This is a genomic window from Ilumatobacter sp. (genome assembly GCF_049588435.1).
Classification (GTDB): Bacteria; Actinomycetota; Acidimicrobiia; order Acidimicrobiales; family Ilumatobacteraceae; genus Ilumatobacter_A.
The window spans coordinates 14,705-29,487 of the sequence record NZ_JBAVYV010000225.1 but is presented as its reverse complement, the minus strand read 5'-3'; the positions used below and the strand labels follow the sequence as shown (position 1 = coordinate 29,487).

The 14,783-nt window shown below is 66.5% G+C and carries 18 protein-coding genes; 10 read left to right on the top strand and 8 right to left on the bottom strand.

Annotated features, from left to right (window positions below; genetic code table 11):
- Nucleotides 1-104: 104 nt before the first annotated feature.
- Genes WBV89_RS08755 through WBV89_RS08740 form a run of 4 tightly spaced genes read left to right on the top strand, consistent with a single transcriptional unit; the run spans nt 105 to nt 3,451 of the window.
- Nucleotides 105-1,124, top strand: coding sequence for a glycine cleavage T C-terminal barrel domain-containing protein (locus WBV89_RS08755; RefSeq protein WP_423980951.1), 1,020 nt, complete (start codon nt 105-107; stop codon nt 1,122-1,124).
- Nucleotides 1,066-2,100, top strand: a complete 1,035-nt coding sequence (locus WBV89_RS08750) for a methylenetetrahydrofolate reductase C-terminal domain-containing protein (RefSeq protein ID WP_423980950.1) — start codon at nt 1,066-1,068, stop codon at nt 2,098-2,100. The genes WBV89_RS08755 and WBV89_RS08750 overlap by 59 nt, the downstream gene beginning before the upstream one ends.
- Nucleotides 2,097-2,624, top strand: a complete 528-nt coding sequence (locus WBV89_RS08745; RefSeq protein WP_423980949.1) for a DUF421 domain-containing protein — start codon at nt 2,097-2,099, stop codon at nt 2,622-2,624. Before WBV89_RS08750 ends, WBV89_RS08745 begins: the two co-directional genes overlap by 4 nt.
- Nucleotides 2,625-2,665: 41 nt before the next feature.
- On the top strand, nt 2,666-3,451 hold the full coding sequence (locus tag WBV89_RS08740; protein WP_423980948.1) for a DNA-formamidopyrimidine glycosylase family protein: 786 nt from the start codon (nt 2,666-2,668) through the stop codon (nt 3,449-3,451).
- Between the two features lie 15 nt (nt 3,452-3,466).
- On the opposite strand, the gene WBV89_RS08735 is transcribed toward WBV89_RS08740, so the two are convergent.
- Nucleotides 3,467-4,048: a DUF6328 family protein gene (locus WBV89_RS08735; RefSeq protein WP_423980947.1), complete on the bottom strand. Its 582-nt coding sequence runs from the start codon at nt 4,046-4,048 to the stop codon at nt 3,467-3,469.
- Nucleotides 4,049-4,111: 63 nt separating this feature from the next.
- On the opposite strand from WBV89_RS08735, the gene WBV89_RS08730 reads away from it, so the two are divergent.
- Nucleotides 4,112-4,309: a hypothetical protein gene (locus tag WBV89_RS08730; protein WP_423980946.1), complete on the top strand. Its 198-nt coding sequence runs from the start codon at nt 4,112-4,114 to the stop codon at nt 4,307-4,309.
- Nucleotides 4,310-4,349: 40 nt separating this feature from the next.
- Here the strand turns inward: WBV89_RS08730 and WBV89_RS08725 are convergent, their stop codons facing one another.
- The gene (locus WBV89_RS08725; RefSeq protein ID WP_423980945.1) at nt 4,350-6,047 is read right to left on the bottom strand and encodes a SpoIIE family protein phosphatase; all 1,698 of its coding nucleotides are present in this window, start codon (nt 6,045-6,047) and stop codon (nt 4,350-4,352) included.
- Nucleotides 6,048-6,197: 150 nt separating this feature from the next.
- Here WBV89_RS08725 and WBV89_RS08720 point away from each other — a divergent pair, with 150 nt between their 5' ends.
- On the top strand, nt 6,198-6,356 hold the full coding sequence (locus WBV89_RS08720) for a hypothetical protein (protein WP_423980944.1): 159 nt from the start codon (nt 6,198-6,200) through the stop codon (nt 6,354-6,356).
- An 8-nt stretch (nt 6,357-6,364) separates the two neighbouring features.
- Here the strand turns inward: WBV89_RS08720 and WBV89_RS08715 are convergent, their stop codons facing one another.
- Nucleotides 6,365-6,874: an amidohydrolase family protein gene (locus WBV89_RS08715; protein WP_423980943.1), complete on the bottom strand. Its 510-nt coding sequence runs from the start codon at nt 6,872-6,874 to the stop codon at nt 6,365-6,367.
- Nucleotides 6,799-7,347: an amidohydrolase family protein gene (locus WBV89_RS08710; RefSeq protein ID WP_423980976.1), complete on the bottom strand. Its 549-nt coding sequence runs from the start codon at nt 7,345-7,347 to the stop codon at nt 6,799-6,801. The genes WBV89_RS08715 and WBV89_RS08710 overlap by 76 nt, the downstream gene beginning before the upstream one ends.
- Here WBV89_RS08710 and WBV89_RS08705 point away from each other — a divergent pair.
- From WBV89_RS08705 to ppk2, 4 genes are all read left to right on the top strand, one after another.
- Nucleotides 7,346-8,023, top strand: a complete 678-nt coding sequence (locus WBV89_RS08705; RefSeq protein WP_423980942.1) for an AraC family transcriptional regulator — start codon at nt 7,346-7,348, stop codon at nt 8,021-8,023. The genes WBV89_RS08710 and WBV89_RS08705 overlap by 2 nt on opposite strands.
- A gap of 48 nt (nt 8,024-8,071) precedes the next feature.
- Complete coding sequence (locus tag WBV89_RS08700) at nt 8,072-8,344, top strand: helix-turn-helix transcriptional regulator (RefSeq protein WP_423980975.1); 273 nt, start codon at nt 8,072-8,074, stop codon at nt 8,342-8,344.
- 84 nt (nt 8,345-8,428) lie between these two features.
- On the top strand, nt 8,429-10,174 hold the full coding sequence (locus WBV89_RS08695) for a thiamine pyrophosphate-dependent enzyme (protein ID WP_423980941.1): 1,746 nt from the start codon (nt 8,429-8,431) through the stop codon (nt 10,172-10,174).
- Nucleotides 10,175-10,377: 203 nt separating this feature from the next.
- A complete protein-coding gene (gene ppk2 / locus WBV89_RS08690) occupies nt 10,378-11,241 on the top strand; it encodes a polyphosphate kinase 2 (RefSeq protein ID WP_423980974.1) in 864 nt (287 codons plus the stop codon).
- A gap of 26 nt (nt 11,242-11,267) precedes the next feature.
- On the opposite strand, the gene WBV89_RS08685 is transcribed toward ppk2, so the two are convergent.
- From WBV89_RS08685 to WBV89_RS08670, 4 genes are read right to left on the bottom strand one after another with little or no spacing between them, the layout of a single operon-like run.
- Nucleotides 11,268-11,984, bottom strand: a complete 717-nt coding sequence (locus WBV89_RS08685; protein WP_423980940.1) for a phosphatase PAP2 family protein — start codon at nt 11,982-11,984, stop codon at nt 11,268-11,270.
- Nucleotides 11,981-12,886: a DUF1206 domain-containing protein gene (locus WBV89_RS08680; RefSeq protein ID WP_423980939.1), complete on the bottom strand. Its 906-nt coding sequence runs from the start codon at nt 12,884-12,886 to the stop codon at nt 11,981-11,983. Before WBV89_RS08680 ends, WBV89_RS08685 begins: the two co-directional genes overlap by 4 nt.
- On the bottom strand, nt 12,883-13,842 hold the full coding sequence (locus WBV89_RS08675) for a diacylglycerol/lipid kinase family protein (RefSeq protein ID WP_423980938.1): 960 nt from the start codon (nt 13,840-13,842) through the stop codon (nt 12,883-12,885). The genes WBV89_RS08680 and WBV89_RS08675 overlap by 4 nt, the downstream gene beginning before the upstream one ends.
- Entirely contained in the window at nt 13,832-14,734 is a 903-nt protein-coding gene (locus WBV89_RS08670; protein ID WP_423980937.1) for a phosphatase PAP2 family protein, read from the bottom strand. Before WBV89_RS08670 ends, WBV89_RS08675 begins: the two co-directional genes overlap by 11 nt.
- Between the last annotated feature and the right edge of the window lie 49 nt (nt 14,735-14,783).

Genomic DNA, 14,783 nt, shown 5'->3' with positions numbered 1-14,783 from the left:
TCGACCGCGATGTTCTCGCTTCGATCGGACCGCGGGTTCGACAGTCGCCCTTCTTCGACGCCACTCTGGCGGCCGGGTTGCACTCGGTGAGCTCCTACAATCACATGTGGCTGCCCATGGGCTACGGGCATCCGGACGAGGAATACGAACGGCTCACGACCGGTGTCTCGATGTGGGATGTGGCGGCCCAGCGACACATCGAGGTCGCCGGCGAGGATGCCGACGACGTGGTCCAACTGGTCACGGTCATCGACACCTCGTCGGTCGCAGTGGGGACGGCCACATACGCCCCGATGGCCGATCATCAGGGCCGATTGATCAACGACCCGGTGCTGTTCCACGTTGCCGACCGGGAGTGGCGCTTCTCGATCGCCGACAGTGACATCCGACTCTGGGTCGATGCCACGGCGAGAGCGCACGGACTCGACTGCACGGTCACCGAACTCGACACCGCGACGCTCGCAGTGCAGGGTCCGAAGAGCTCCGGGGTGATGGAGGCGCTCGGTCTCGGGTCGATGAATGCCCTCGAATCGCTTCACTTCCAATCGACCGAACTCGACGGACTCCACATCCGGGTTTCCCGGTCGGGATGGAGCACCCAGGGTGGATTCGAGTTCTTCCTCGACGATCCCGACGGAGCCGACGATCTCTGGCACCTGGTTGCGGACGCCGGGGCGTCACTCGACATCGGACCCGGCGCGCCGAATCCGTCCGAACGGATCGAGAACGTGCTCCTCTCGTACGGAACCGACACCGGCTACCACGCCGACCCGTACGAACTCGGTCTCGGAGACCTCGTCGATCTGAGGTGCGGCCACTTCGAAGGACGGGTGGCCCTCGAGCAACTCGCACGTCGACGACCGGAGCGCCGGCTTCGAGGACTGCGCCTCGACGGATCGAAGATCGAGCCCCTCCAGCAGCCACTTTTCGTCGAGGCCCAGGGTCGTCCGGTCGGCCAACTTCGCGCCGCCGCGTGGTCACCACGCTTCGGCACGAATCTCGGGCTCGCCTTGATCTCCTCCGACATCGACCTCGGTTGCCGGCTCGACGTGATCGGCCACGACGATGTCGGTACGGGTGTGGTCGTCGACCTCCCGTTCGATGACGACACGAGCGCGGGTTAGGAGCTTCGTGGAAGCCTGCCCGAAATCGATGGTCTTCGGACCGTGCGGAGGCGTCACCGCCATCGGGGGGTGCGAAGTCGACTCGCGACCGTGCCCCTTCGTCACCGAGGGCGCTCCGCCGTGGCGGCGTCGCCCGCACGAGCCACGTCCCCCACGACTGCCGGACATCGTCGTCGACATCCGTCCCGACCCGTCGGCCAGCGATTTCGACGAGTCGATCGACATCCTCGTCGACGCAGGCGTCGGCGGGCTGATCGGTGATCACGTGGATGACCCGGCGCACGTGTCCGTGCCCGACGTCGTCAGCCGCGTCGCGGCTCGTGGCCTGACCGTGACGGCGACGGTCGCGTGTCGCAATCGGTCCGTCAGGGAGTGCCGCAAGGCGATCGGCGACCTCGTCGACGCAGGCGCCGACGCAATTCTGTGCGTGACCGGCGACCATCCCGCAGCGCGCTTCGGGCCTGATGCGACCGCCACCTTCGCCCTCGACGGCACCCGTCTCGCCGCTCTGGCGCGTTCACTCGGTGGCTACGTCGCGGTGGCCGAGAGCCCGGGAAGTTCCCCGGTTCACCGTCGCGCCTGGCGACTGGCGCAGAAGCAGCGCGCCGGTGCCGACGTCGCGATCCTGAACCACTGTGGCGGTCTCGACGAACTCGAACGGTTTGCCGCCGATGCCACGGAGTGCGGCGTGACGATGGCGGTCGCCGCTCCCGTCCCCGTGATCAGCGATCTCGCGTCGCTCCATGCGCTCACGAGCTTCCCGGGATTGCTGCTCCCACCCGAGCTGGTCCGCGCGTTCCGAACCGCGCGCGACCCCGAACTCGCCGGGATCGACTCGGCGATCACGTTCGGTCGACAACTCCGCGCCGGCGGGAGATTCACCCACCTGAACCTGTCGGGGCGTGCGACCGAGGACGGCCAACTGGCACGGTGTCGCATCATGGCCGAGGTGGCCGTGGGGATTCGTCAGCCGTGATCGCGAACTGGCTCTGGAGTTCGTGGAGCGACGCCGTCAGCATCGTGCTGTCCGCGCTCCTGATGATGATCGCCGTCATCGGCATCATCCGCATCATCGGGCTGCGATCACTGTCGAAGATGTCGAGCTTCGATTTCGCCGTCACGGTGGCGATCGGTTCGATCACGGCCTCGACCGTGACGACGACGACACCCCTGGCGAACGGGGCGCTCGCAATCGCCGCGCTCCTCGTCGTCCAGGCGGTGATCGCCGTGCTGCGGCGTCGTGCATCGTTCGGCAAGGTCGTCGACAACGAGCCCGTGCTGCTCATGTCCGAGGGAGTCGTGATCGACGATGCCCTCACCCGATGTCGCGTCACCGAGTCCGATGTCCGAGCCAAGTTGCGGGAGGCGAACGCCCTCGATCTCTCGAGCGTGCGTGCAGTTGTCCTCGAGACCACGGGTGACATCAGCGTGCTCCACGGCACAGGCCCGATCGACCCTGTCCTTCTCCGAGGCGTTCATGACCTTCGATCGACGGGCTGAAACGGCGGCGGTGAACGGGCACCAACCGATGTCCTGGACCCATGCCTGAAGGCGACACGCTTCGACGCGCCGCAGAGGTCCTGACGCCGATCCTGGAAGGTCAGGTCGTCACCGACCTGTGGTTCAGGAAACTTCGCGGCTACCGGCCGCGGGTCGGTGACCGCATCCATCGGGTCGACGCCGTCGGCAAGTACCTGTTGATCGAGTTCGACCGCCGACTGGTACTCCACACCCATCTCGGAATGTCAGGGACCTGGCGCGCCGGCCCGGTCGATCGCCCGGCTCCGCGCGACCCTCGGCTGCGAATCGTGATCGAGACCGCCCTCGGCCGGGCGCTCTGTTTCGCCGCGCCAGACATTTCGACCCACCTTCGAGATTCCGGAAACGCACCCGCCGATCGTCTCGGACCCGATCTGAGCGATGACGACACCGACCTCGATGCCGTGCTGGAGCGCAGCCGCAGCATCGAGCAGGACACGTCACTCGCCGAACTGCTGTTGAACCAGCACGTTGCTGCGGGCGTCGGAAACGTGTTCAAGAGCGAAACGCTCTTCGTCGCCGGTCTCCACCCGTTCACCTCCGTCGGCGCAACGTCCGATGAACAGCTCACACGAATGTGGTCGGTCGCACACCGGCAACTCGTCGCGAACCGTGGACGTCCCTACCGATCCACCACAGGCGCCGGGAATCCTGGGCGGACCTACGTCTACGGCCGCCACCGCTTCGCGTGTCGCCGCTGCGACAACGCCATCAGCTTCTCGGCCGCGGGCGAACGAACCGAACGATCGACCTACTGGTGCCCCACCTGTCAGCCCGCGCAGGGTTGAACCCGATCGACGGGGTCAACCACGCCGGACGCTCCGCCGATGATCGGCGTCGACGTCGCTCTCGTGTCGGAAGGTGACCATCGGGAGGTAGAACCACGCCCAGCCCAGCAGCGCTGCGATTCCGGCCGCGGCACCCGCGGCGACGACGCTGTCGAAGACGAGACTCGACACGAGGTAGACGGTCGCCGAAACGGCGACGGCCATCACGATCGAACCGCTGATCGCCAGCCAGGTCGCCCAGATGAGATGACGTTTCGATCGTCGAGTCAGTCCGGAATCCGGCGCACGGACGCGTTGATGCACACTCGGAGCGATGAGCAACACCGACGCCACCCCCGAGGAGTAGAAGGCGATCGCGAACGCCGCACGCTCGACATCGGTGAAATCGCTGAATGCAGATTGCAGCGGCGTGATCAACAAGAACGCGAACAACACCTGGATGCCCGGCAGCGAGGTGCGCAGCCCCTCCATGAGCGACCGGAACTGATCGTCCACCGTACTCATCGTCGAGTCGTGATCCGTCGATTCTCCGGTGGCGGTGTGATCGGCGGTCACGTGCGGGTCCTCGTCGTCGACACCCCGGTGATCGTAGGTCATCGACATCCCGGCCGGGTCGAATCGGAGGGCGTGAAACCTTGTCACCCGGGGTACTCCTGCCGCATGAAAGCACAGAGTGTCGGATTGGCAGGCCTGCGTGGGTGGCGGAGTTCAGTGGCAGATGCCGTGGCATCACCGGTCGCCGACCGCTCTCCACTGCGACGGGATCAGATCCGCGCATCGGTCGGCGCGATCTTCCTGCTGATGTCGATCATCTACGTCTTCGGCGCGGTCAGGGACCTGCTGCGCGACGACGTCTGAGTCCTCCGTCGGCGAAGGACTCAGGGCGCTCGTCGCGGAGTCATCGCTGCCACGTGATGGAGACGATGGCGACGTCGTCGGCTTGTTGATGTTGCGGGTGGAACTCGTCGAACAGGTCATCGACGGTCAACCGGCGTCGGCGCCCCTCGACGAACTCCGTGAGGTGATCGAAGGCCTGGTCGAGGTCGACGCCCGGCGTCTCGACGAGACCATCGGTGTAGAGGATCAACCGATCACCCGGCTGGATGAGACGTTCACTGAACCCGAAGTCGGATTCGAACCCGAGCGGAGCCCCGTGCGGCGCGTCGAGCAACTCGACCGGAGCGGCGAGATCGGCCGGAACGAACACCGCCGGCGGATGACCGGCGCTCGACCACGTCAACGTCCGCGACACATGGTCGTACATCGCGATCGTGGCGGTGGCGTGGCCGTCGCCGAAATGCTCGATCGCCTTGGACGTCTGCGTCGCGATGTCATCGCTGCGCGAACCTCCGAGTGCGACGGCTCGCACCACGGAGCGGGCGTGCGCCATCTCGCCCACCACGGTCGGTCCGTGGCTGGCGATGTCGCCGATCACGATCAAGGTGGTGGTGTCGGTCAGCTCGACGATGTCGTACCAGTCACCGCCGGCCGTGATGGTCAGGCTCGACGGGCGGTACAGCCCGGACACGACGAAGTCGTCGATGTCGTCGACCACCATGTCCAGCAATGCGCGATCGAACGACTGGATCGCCATCGTCTGCTCGGAGATCAAACGCGCGCGAGACATCGCCTGGCTCGCCAGGCTGGCGATCGTGTACAGCAGCAAACGGTGCGTGTGGTCGAAATCTGTCTGCTCGGTGTAGATCAGGCCGAACGCTCCGAGCGTTCGCTCACCGTCGCGAAAGGGCAGCACCGCCCACGCGTGGTGATCATCCTCGAGGTACTCGGCCAGGTGGGGGTACGACGACAAGAAGTCGTCCCGGCAGGCGAAGAACGCGGGCTCGCCCGACTCGATGGCGTCTGAGAACGGCTCGGTTCCGGGGGCGAAGGGAAACGACTTCCACGCCGTGGCGAGGTCATCGGTGAGGCCTTCGACGGCGAGGATGTCGAAGCGATTGCCGTCCTTGCTGATCACCGACCCGGCCGCCGCTGCGGCGAGGCCGAGCCCGTCCCGCAGCAATGCTCGCGACACCTCGTCGGCCGTGGTCGATCCCACGAGCGCCGCGGTGAGATCGTTGAGGTGCTGCAGCCGTTCGATCGTCGCGGTGAACACCGTGTTCACGGCACGCGTCTGCCCGGCGGTCGATGGCGGTGTTCCCGTCGCTTCACGTGCGAGCCGCGGTGGCACGAACGACGTGACCTCCTCGGGGTGGATCAGGATGAACCTGCGACCCGATTCCGGGTCCGTGACGGGAGTGTTGGTGATCGACCAGTACCGCTCCGACATCCCGTTCCCGTCGTCGATGTCGTACCGGTGCAACGGCATCACCTGGGGGGTCCCCTGGGTGAGCGCTGAGTCGAACGATGCCCGCAGCGCCTCCTCGCCTCCTTCCGTCGCCACATCGGGGAACGCATCGAACAGGCCCGTGCCGACCAGCGACGCCCTGGAGCGGCCGGTCATCTCACAGTACGCATCGTTCACAGCGAGCAACTCGAACCGGGCTGACCCGGCCAACAGCGCCATCGGCGAGGCCAGCGAGGTGAACAGATGCTCGAAGTCCAGCCCGACCGCCGCTTCGCGATGGTCGTCGGTCATCGCCGACACGGCCCGATCGGGCGTCGCAATCGGTCGGCGGGAGCGTCGTGCATCGGGGGAATCTAGACCCCGTACGTGTGTCCCGTCGCCACGAATCCCGAAAGTCTGACGTCGGCGTTTGACTCCCCCGGGTTCGGGTACTGCAGCGCGATGACTGCGCTCGTCCTGATCATCATCGTCCTGCTTCTGCTCGGGGTCCTGGGCACGGTGATCAAGGGCCTGCTCTGGCTCACGCTCATCTGTGCGCTGCTCGTCGTCGCGGGAGTCGCGTACGGCTGGTGGAAGTTCCGGGGCACCGCAAAGAGCTGACCGGTTCCTCAGCCTGCGGCCGCTCCGGCGAGGACGGTGCCGTACCGGCGGCTGGTGCCGAGATCGTCGGCGGGCACGCCACCGGACCAGGCGCAGTTGCCGTTCACGAACACCGCGCGGACCGTGTCGTCGGTGCGCCGAACGAGGCGGTCGAGTTGGCCGAAGCCGGGCATCGGCTGCTCGTGGATCTCGTCCAGGTGCGTCGGATCGAGGACGACGACATCGGCCCGCTTGCCGGGTGCCAGCCGTCCCGCGTCGATGCGGTGGAAGTCGGCGATGTCAGCGGTCAGTTTGTGCACCGCATGCTCGATCGTCATGAACGGGCAACCGGCAAGCTCGGCGTCACGGACCCGCTTGAGTATCCGGAGCGGGAAGTTGTACAAGGCCATGTTGCGCAGATGGGCACCCGCATCGGAGAAGCCGATCATCGCAGCGGGGTGGCTCATGATCTGTTCGAGACGGTCCGAGTTCGAGTTGGCGACCACGCTGTACCAGCGGAGGTCGTTGCCGTGCGCCACCCGGAGGTCGAGGAACGTGACGATCGGTTCCTGCCCGCGATCGACTCACACGAGGAGGCGACGCATCGCGTCGATCTCGCTCTCGGTCGGCTGCACGGTTCGAGGCTTCGCCCAAGGCCCATCACATGACTCCGGGCAGTCGAGTGACCCAGCATGCCGACGATGTTCGGACCGAGTGGCAGCGAACGGAGGTGATCGACGTACTCGGCCGGCGATGTCCAGTCGACGATCTTCTCGAGCAGCGGCAGCACGGTGTCGCGCGGGATCCCCTCGACTCGGCAGAACGGTTCGGCGAGGTCCTCGGGTTCGCCGACGACCAGCGACAACCCGCACGACCCGATCAGGGCGGTCGTCACTCCGTGACGGAGCGACTCGGACAGCTGTGGATGGACCTCGACGTCGGCGTCGTAGTGCGTGTGCAGATCCACGAATCCCGGGGTCACCCAGCATCCGGCCGCATCGACGACGTCGATGTCAGCATCGTCGGCGACGTCGATCGCTGGTGCGATGGCGGTGATCGGCTCCGCTGGCGTCGACCCCCTGGCGGCGGGCGACGAGGAGGCGCTGATCGCGTACGCGTCGTTGATCGAGGTCCTCGAGGATGCGTCCCGCGCCACCGACGCCGCCGACTTCGGCCGGCGACTCGCGATGATGCAGGGCGTCGAGATCCTCGGCCCCGTCGGAGTCGCCGTGCGAACCGCACCGAACGTCGCCGGCGCGATCATGTCCGCCTCGCGGTACCTGTCCGTCTACAGCCCGGCGGTCTCGACCGCGTTGGTCGACACCGGAGGCGAGCGCACCGTCGGCCTCCGATTCACCATCCAGGTCGACCGCCCGCCCGATCACCGCCAGGCAACCGCGCTGACACTCGGAGTCGCGCTGCGGATCATGCGGCTGCTGTTGGGCGATGGCTGGTCGCCGGTCGCGGTCGATCTTCCCCACCGCCCGCTCGGTCCGGTGGACGCCTATTCCGCATATTTCGGATCCCGAATCCGGTTCGGTGCCGAGAGCAGCAGCTTCACGATCCTCCGGGCCGAGCTCGCGCGACCGGTGGCCGCTGACGCCGAGGTCCATCGAGTCGTCGGCGAGTACCTCGCGAGCGTCTCCCACCGCCGACGGGCGAGCTCTCACCTGCGATCCGGGACATGATCCGGCGGATGCTGCCGACCGGGGGCCTCGCACTCGAACCGATCGCCGATCGCCGATCGCCTCGCGATGCACCCCCGCACGGTCCAGCGGCGTCTGACCGCCGAAGGAACGAGTTTCGAGATCCTGGTCGACGACGTGCGTCGCGAGATCGTGGCGCACCATCTCCGTGACACCGATCTCCCGCTCAGCCGCCTCGCGACGATGGCCGGCTACAGCGAACAGAGCTCCCTCACCCGAGGCTGCAAGCGATGGTTTGGCGCGACGCCGACGCGTTGTCGCAGGGCGGACGGTTTCGGCGTCGCTCGGTCGAAGCCTGTGTGACCGCGACGTTTTGCGCGGGTCCCCGGCGGGAAGTCCATTCGGGCGAACGAACGGCCGGGAACCCGACCGAGAACAGGAGAGGACATGTCGGATCGGACAATCAGCAAGGTGCTGGTCGACGGACTGGTCGCCCACGGGGTCACCCACGTCTTCGGAGTCGTCGGTGACGCGCTCAACAGCGTGACCGAGGCAATTCGGCTCACGGACGGGATCGACTGGGTCGGGGTGCGACACGAGGAGGTCGCTGCCTATGCCGCCGGAGCGCAGGCGCAGTTGACCGGAACCCTCGGGGTGTGCGCCGGCACGGTCGGACCCGGATCGATCCACCTGCTCAACGGTCTCTACGACGCTGCCAAGAGTCACGCGCCCGTGCTCGCGATCACGGGCCAGGTTCCGCTCGCCGAGATCGGGACCGACTATTTTCAAGAGGTCGACAACGACCACCTCTTCCGCGACGTCTCGGTGTACAACCAGACGATCGTCGACGGGGCGCAGGTACCGCGCGTCGTGCAGGAGGCGTTCGATGCCGCACTCGCCCAGCGAGGTGTTGCAGTGCTCTCCATCCCCGGCGACGTCGGACCGGCCGAGGTCGACTCGGAACCGATCAGGGTGCTCGGCATGCCGCGCCCGGCCGCTGCTCCCCAGGACGAGATCGACAAGGCGGTCGCGCAGATCGATGCCGCAACGAACGTCACCATCCTCGCCGGGATCGGTGCCCGCAACGCTCGGGACCAGGTACTGGCCCTCGCCGACAAGCTCGCTGCTCCGATCGTGGCAACGATCAAAGCGAAGGAGACGTTCGATTGGGACAACCCGTTCAACGTCGGCCAGAACGGGTTGATCGGCAACCCGGCCGCCGCCGATGCCTTCGACGACGCCGACGTGCTCGTGATGGTCGGGTCCGACTTCCCGTATCGGGACTGGTTCTCCGACTCCGTTCCGGTCATCCAGATCGACCTGCGCTCCGACCACATCGGTCGTCGGGCTCCCGTTGCCGTCGGTCTCGTCGGTGATGCCGCCGCGACCGTCTCGATCCTCAACGATCTCGTCGAGACGAAGCGGGATCGGTCGCACCTCGACTCGGTCAGCGCCAAATACGAGCGCTGGCGCTCGCGTCAGGCCCGGCTCGCCGATCCCGCTCACGACGACCACCCGATCGGGGAGGTTCGCGCGGAGCTGGACAATCCAGAACATCGCATTCGGCCCGAGGCGGTCGCTGCCATCGTCGGTCGGATGGCGGACGATGACGCCGTGTTCACCACCGACACCGGGATGTCGACGGTCTGGCTCTCACGGTTCGTCGAGATGCGAAATGGTCAACGGCTGCTCGGATCGTTCAACCTCGGCTCGATGGCCAACGCGATGCCGCAGGCGATCGGCGCCCAGTGCTCGTTCCCCGACCGTCAGGTCATCGCCTTCTGCGGCGACGGTGGATTCACGATGCTGCTCGGCGACCTGATCACCGCGGTGAGCTGCGAGCTTCCCGTCAAGCTGATCGTGTTCGACAACAAGCGACTCGGCATGGTCAAGCTCGAGCAGGAGGAAGCGGGGCTTCCCGAATTCGGCACCGTCCTCGACAACCCGAACCTGGCCGACGTGGCCACCGCAATGGGCGCGCGTGGGATCCGGATCACCGATCCGGACGACCTGGAGTCCGGAATCCGTGCGGCGCTGGCTCACGATGGTCCCGTCGTCGTCGACGTGCTGACGAACCCCGACGAGATCCTCGTTCCATCCCACCCGTCACCGGGCCAGGCCTGGGGTTTCGCCATCGCAAAGGTCAAGGAGTTCATCCGCAGCCGCGGCGACGATGACGACGCCGCCGGTTGACGAGCAGCACCGGTCGGGATCCAAACACTCTCTCGGAGAGAACGAGCCGTTCGACGCGACAGTCCCGACTCACCTACATTTCCGCCGTGACCGACGACGCGTACCCCGGCCGGAACGACCACGGAATGCCAGCGGTCGAACTCGAGCAGCTGATCGACGCGCTTCAAGCCGACCTGTCGGCGGACGAGTTCGTCGAGCGTGGCATGTCCGTCGAGGGGACGTTCGACGAGATCGACGACCCGGTGCTCATCGGCCCCGACGGGCGCCCGATCAAGACGTGGATGGAGGGCTACCCGTACGACGAACGGATGACCCGCCAGGACTACGAGGAGAACAAGCGTCTCCTGCAGATCGAACTGTTGAAGCTGCAGGCATGGCTCCAGGAGTCGGGCCACAAGGTCTGCATCGTGTTCGAGGGTCGCGATGCCGCCGGAAAAGGCGGGACGATCAAGCGCTTCATGGAGCACCTCAACCCGCGTCTCGCGCGAGTCGTCGCGCTCGGAATCCCCACCGGACGCGAGCAGAGTCAGTGGTACTTCCAGCGCTGGATCGAACACCTGCCGACAGCCGGTGAGATCGTGATGTTCGATCGGTCGTGGTACACGCGTGCGGTCGTCGACCGGGTGATGGGGTACTGCACGGACGATCAGTACAGCGAGTTCATGCGCCACGTGCCAGAGTTCGAACGCTCGCTGCAGGCATCGGACACGACGGTCATCAAGTTGTGGTTCTCGGTGTCGCGCAAGGAGCAGGTGACGCGCTTCACGATCCGACGGATCGACCCCGTCCGCCAGTGGAAGCTCAGCCCCAGCGATCTCGCTTCACTCGACCGGTGGGACGAGTACACGGTCGCCAAGGAGGCGATGTTCCTGCACACCGACACCGAGGTGCCGTGGACGGTGGTGCGCAGCAACGACAAGAAGCGTGGTCGGGTCGAAGCGATGCGGTCGGTCCTCGATCGTTTCGACTATCCCGACAAGGACCACTCCGTCGTCGGACGACCCGACCCACTCGTCGTCGGGCCTCCCGCGCTCGTCGCAGCCGATGCGGGCGAACTCCCGGCCTGACCGCCCGCCGGCCTTTCCGACCGGCGTCAGCCCGACGAGGTCGGCGGTCCGAGGATCCGGAGGCACACGACCAACGACACCACTCCGAGAGCGACGCCGGCGATCACATCACTCAGGAAATGCATGCCCTGATACATCCGCGACCACGCCACCGCGACGATGACCGCAATCACCGTGGCGACAGCGAACGCTCTGACCCACTGATTCCGGGTGTGCCAGAACACGATCACGACGAGTGCGCCGTACACCGTGGCCGCCGCGACGTGACCGGACGGAAAGCTCGAGTTGACCGGGGAGTCGAGCAGACGCTCGACGTCGGGACGGGCGCGCCCGACGATGAAGCTGATGATGATGAACGCGGTCGCTTCGAAGATCAACGTCAGCGCGAGGAACACCGCTTCGTGCCAGCGTTTCCATGCCAGCGTTGCCACGACGGCGAAGATCGCCGTGGCGATGATCTTGATGTGGGTCGCTGCGAGAGTGGAGCCCCAGTGGGCGAGGTCGGTCTGCAGGTCGGTGCGCCCGGAGGCGAACCGTTCCGCGGTGTCCTGATCGAACCGGGTCAAGCCGTTCGGCGCGAGCGCGTCGGTGGCCAGCCAGCCGACCAGCGTGAACGCGGCGACGACCACCACCAGGGAGACTCCGAGCTGGAACCACTGATGCCGATGCAGCGGCCACGTGGCCTTCCACCAGGGCCGGTCGTCGGTCGGCGGGGTCTCCGACATTGTCGTCTCGGTGCTCACTCGTCCGCTCCGACCATCCGCCGCTTGGGAGCGCTGAGGATGCAGAACACGCCGTACACGAACAACCCGAGTCCGAGGGCGACGACCAACCACATCCCGGCACCGGACGACGCTGCCTTGCGGAGCGAGCCGTCGAGTCCCTGAGCGTCGTCGGGGTCGAAGCGGACGGCCGCTCGGGCGAGGAAGAAGCCGATCAGTGCCATCATCGCGGAGCGTCCCACCCAGCCGATCCGCCCGAGCACGACGAGTGCCCGATGCGAGACCGGCCCGACGCTGCCCGGAAGCAGTTGTGACGTGAACGTGGCGCTGATCGCCTTCCACAGGAACACTCCTGCGATCACGAACAGGACCACGCCGATCACGAAGATCAGGATTCGTCCCGCGTTGTTGGTCATGAAGTCGCGGGTGAAGCTCTCGACCTTGCCGTCCTCGCTCGAGCTTCCTTCACCGGACTTCGACGGCGCTCGAGCGAACGTGACTGCGGTCCATGCGAGCAGGAGATAGGTGACGGCGCTGACGAGGTAACCGCCTCGGGTGAGCCAACTCTTCAGGTCGTTGTCAGCGGGGAGGAGCACACTGGCGATCCGCCATACGGAGTAGATCACGAGGCCGATCGCCATCACCCACAGCACGATGACTCCCGCCGGATTCTCGGCGATCCGCGCAATCGCTCCCGTCTGACTCGCCTCCTGACCGCCGTCGCCGTTCGACGTCGATCCATCGGACGCATCGATGCCGATCAGCACCGCCAGGACGCCGGTGAGCGCGTAGACGATTCCCTTCGCGATCCATCCGATCCGGCCGAACTTGACGACGACTGGGTGCTCGCGTGCGAACTGCTCCGCGCGCTCCACCCCGACGTCCTGGTCGTCGCCGGCTGTGGTGTCTCCCGTTGCACTCATTGCGATGTCTCCCCTGTGTCAGCTGTCGGATCCGTCGTCCACGGTTGGCAGATCTGAATCGCCTTCGGCAGGCACCGGACCTCGAAGACATCCGTGCGATCCCGGTCTCCACCGTCGACCTCCCACGGGAGCGAGCGGTCGAGCGTGACGGTGAGTTTCTCGGCCGTCACCATCTTCGTCAGGGGTGATCGATGTGCCCGCTTGACGGCAGCACTCGCGAGGAGGCGCATCCACTCGGTCGACGAACGGGCCGAGACCACACCGACATCGAGTCGTCCGTCGGTGGGCGAGGCGTCCGGGAACGCCTGGAGCCCGCCGAGGATCGTGCCGACGTTCGCGACGATCACGCAGCTCGCGTCGCCGGTGTACCAGGGGGTGCCGTCGACTTCGATCACGGCGTGGGCCGGGCTCACGTCGCGGTTGCGCATCCCCGCCACCACGTAGCCGGCTCGGCCGAAACGTTCCTTCAGCTCGCCGTCGTCGGCGTCGCGGATCATCATCGCGTCGAAGCCGGTTCCGGCCATCACGGCGAAGTACGTCCCGTTCATCTCGCCGACGTCGATCGGTCGCGGGTCGCCGTGCACCGCGACGTCGACCGCGCCACGCAGGTCGATCGGGATGTCGAGGTTGTTGGCGAGCAGATTTGCCGTCCCCGCGGGCAGGATGCCGATCGAGACGTCGCCGTACCCCTCGCTGATGATCGTGTTGATCGCGCGGCGAACGGTGCCGTCGCCACCCCACATCAGCAAGCGATCGATGCCGTGTTTCTCCACGAGCTTGCGGATCTTCTTCGGTGCCTTCTTGCTCTTCGAAACCTCGCACCACGGCGGGTCGGGGTGGCCGGCGTCGGCGAGCGCTGACCGCAGTTCCTCGAGTCCACCGCCGAGTTCCTTTCCTTCGTTGATGATGACACCGACGCGGATCTGGTTGTCCGATGACGTGGAATCAGTTCCCATTTCGGGCTCCGTTCAGTTGGGATTCGTCGGCGGCCGGGGTGGCTGCCAGGTCCTCGAGTGGCTCACCGAACCGCTGGAACCGGCCACCGAAGATGATCGCCACCACGAAGAACCAGGCCCAGCCGACCGTGAGCCCGGCGACCACGTCGGTCACCCAGTGCACCCCGAGCAGGGTGCGGCTGGCGGCAACGAGACAGGCGATGGCAGCGGCGGCGGCGAACAACCACGGGCGCACACGCGCGGGGAACCAGCGTCCGACGACGAGTGCGATCGCCATCCAGCAGGCGGCGGCTGCAGACGAGTGTCCGGATGGGAACGAGGAGCCGGCTGCGCCGACCAGGTGGTCGACCGGGGGTCGCTCGCGATCGATCCACAGTTTGAGCGCGTTGTTGATGAGCACCACACCCACGCCCACGGTGAGCAGGAACCAGAGAGACGTCGCATCCTTGCGTCGGCGCCAGTCGACGAGGCCGACGACCACCATCAGCACGAGGAGGACCGTGGTGCCACCGAGTTGGGTGATGACCTTCATCATCGACGCGGTTGCGTCGTCGGCATGTTCGGGACCCCAGTCCGCCACCGACTGGTCCCATCGCGCAAACCCGCGGCTGGTGTCGACCGTGTCGAACACCCACCCGATGAACACGCCGGCGGCAACCAGAACGGCGAACGAGATCGCCACCGCGACGCCGCCGAAGGTGCGTCGATCGGCGCGGAGGAGAGCTCGGCGGAGCCGGGGATGCTCGGCAGCACGCGCCACCAGCCAGTGTTCGGTGACCTCAGCGCCGACCGGATCTTCGAGCCGACCCGACCGCCCGCGAACTGCGGCGATCGCCAGGAGCACCGCGGCACCGAGCACCCCCGCCAGCAACACCGCAACGATCGTCGACATGAAGTGGCGGATACCCCGCCACCACGGAGCCGAAACACAACGGAATCGA

Excerpts from the sequence above, each read along its gene's own strand:
- ppk2 (WP_423980974.1), top strand. The coding sequence starts at position 10,378 with ATGTCCGTCGAGGGGACGTTCGACGAGATCGACGACCCGGTGCTCATC.
- WBV89_RS08670 (WP_423980937.1), bottom strand. The coding sequence starts at position 14,734 with ATGTCGACGATCGTTGCGGTGTTGCTGGCGGGGGTGCTCGGTGCCGCG.
- WBV89_RS08740 (WP_423980948.1), top strand. The coding sequence starts at position 2,666 with ATGCCTGAAGGCGACACGCTTCGACGCGCCGCAGAGGTCCTGACGCCG.
- WBV89_RS08755 (WP_423980951.1), top strand. The coding sequence starts at position 105 with ATGTGGCTGCCCATGGGCTACGGGCATCCGGACGAGGAATACGAACGG.
- WBV89_RS08730 (WP_423980946.1), top strand. The coding sequence starts at position 4,112 with ATGAAAGCACAGAGTGTCGGATTGGCAGGCCTGCGTGGGTGGCGGAGT.
- WBV89_RS08680 (WP_423980939.1), bottom strand. The coding sequence starts at position 12,886 with ATGAGTGCAACGGGAGACACCACAGCCGGCGACGACCAGGACGTCGGG.
- WBV89_RS08725 (WP_423980945.1), bottom strand. The coding sequence starts at position 6,047 with ATGACCGACGACCATCGCGAAGCGGCGGTCGGGCTGGACTTCGAGCAT.
- WBV89_RS08735 (WP_423980947.1), bottom strand. The coding sequence starts at position 4,048 with ATGACCTACGATCACCGGGGTGTCGACGACGAGGACCCGCACGTGACC.
- WBV89_RS08695 (WP_423980941.1), top strand. The coding sequence starts at position 8,429 with ATGTCGGATCGGACAATCAGCAAGGTGCTGGTCGACGGACTGGTCGCC.
- WBV89_RS08750 (WP_423980950.1), top strand. The coding sequence starts at position 1,066 with ATGTCGGTACGGGTGTGGTCGTCGACCTCCCGTTCGATGACGACACGA.
- WBV89_RS08720 (WP_423980944.1), top strand. The coding sequence starts at position 6,198 with ATGACTGCGCTCGTCCTGATCATCATCGTCCTGCTTCTGCTCGGGGTC.
- WBV89_RS08705 (WP_423980942.1), top strand. The coding sequence starts at position 7,346 with ATGTCAGCATCGTCGGCGACGTCGATCGCTGGTGCGATGGCGGTGATC.
- WBV89_RS08675 (WP_423980938.1), bottom strand. The coding sequence starts at position 13,842 with ATGGGAACTGATTCCACGTCATCGGACAACCAGATCCGCGTCGGTGTC.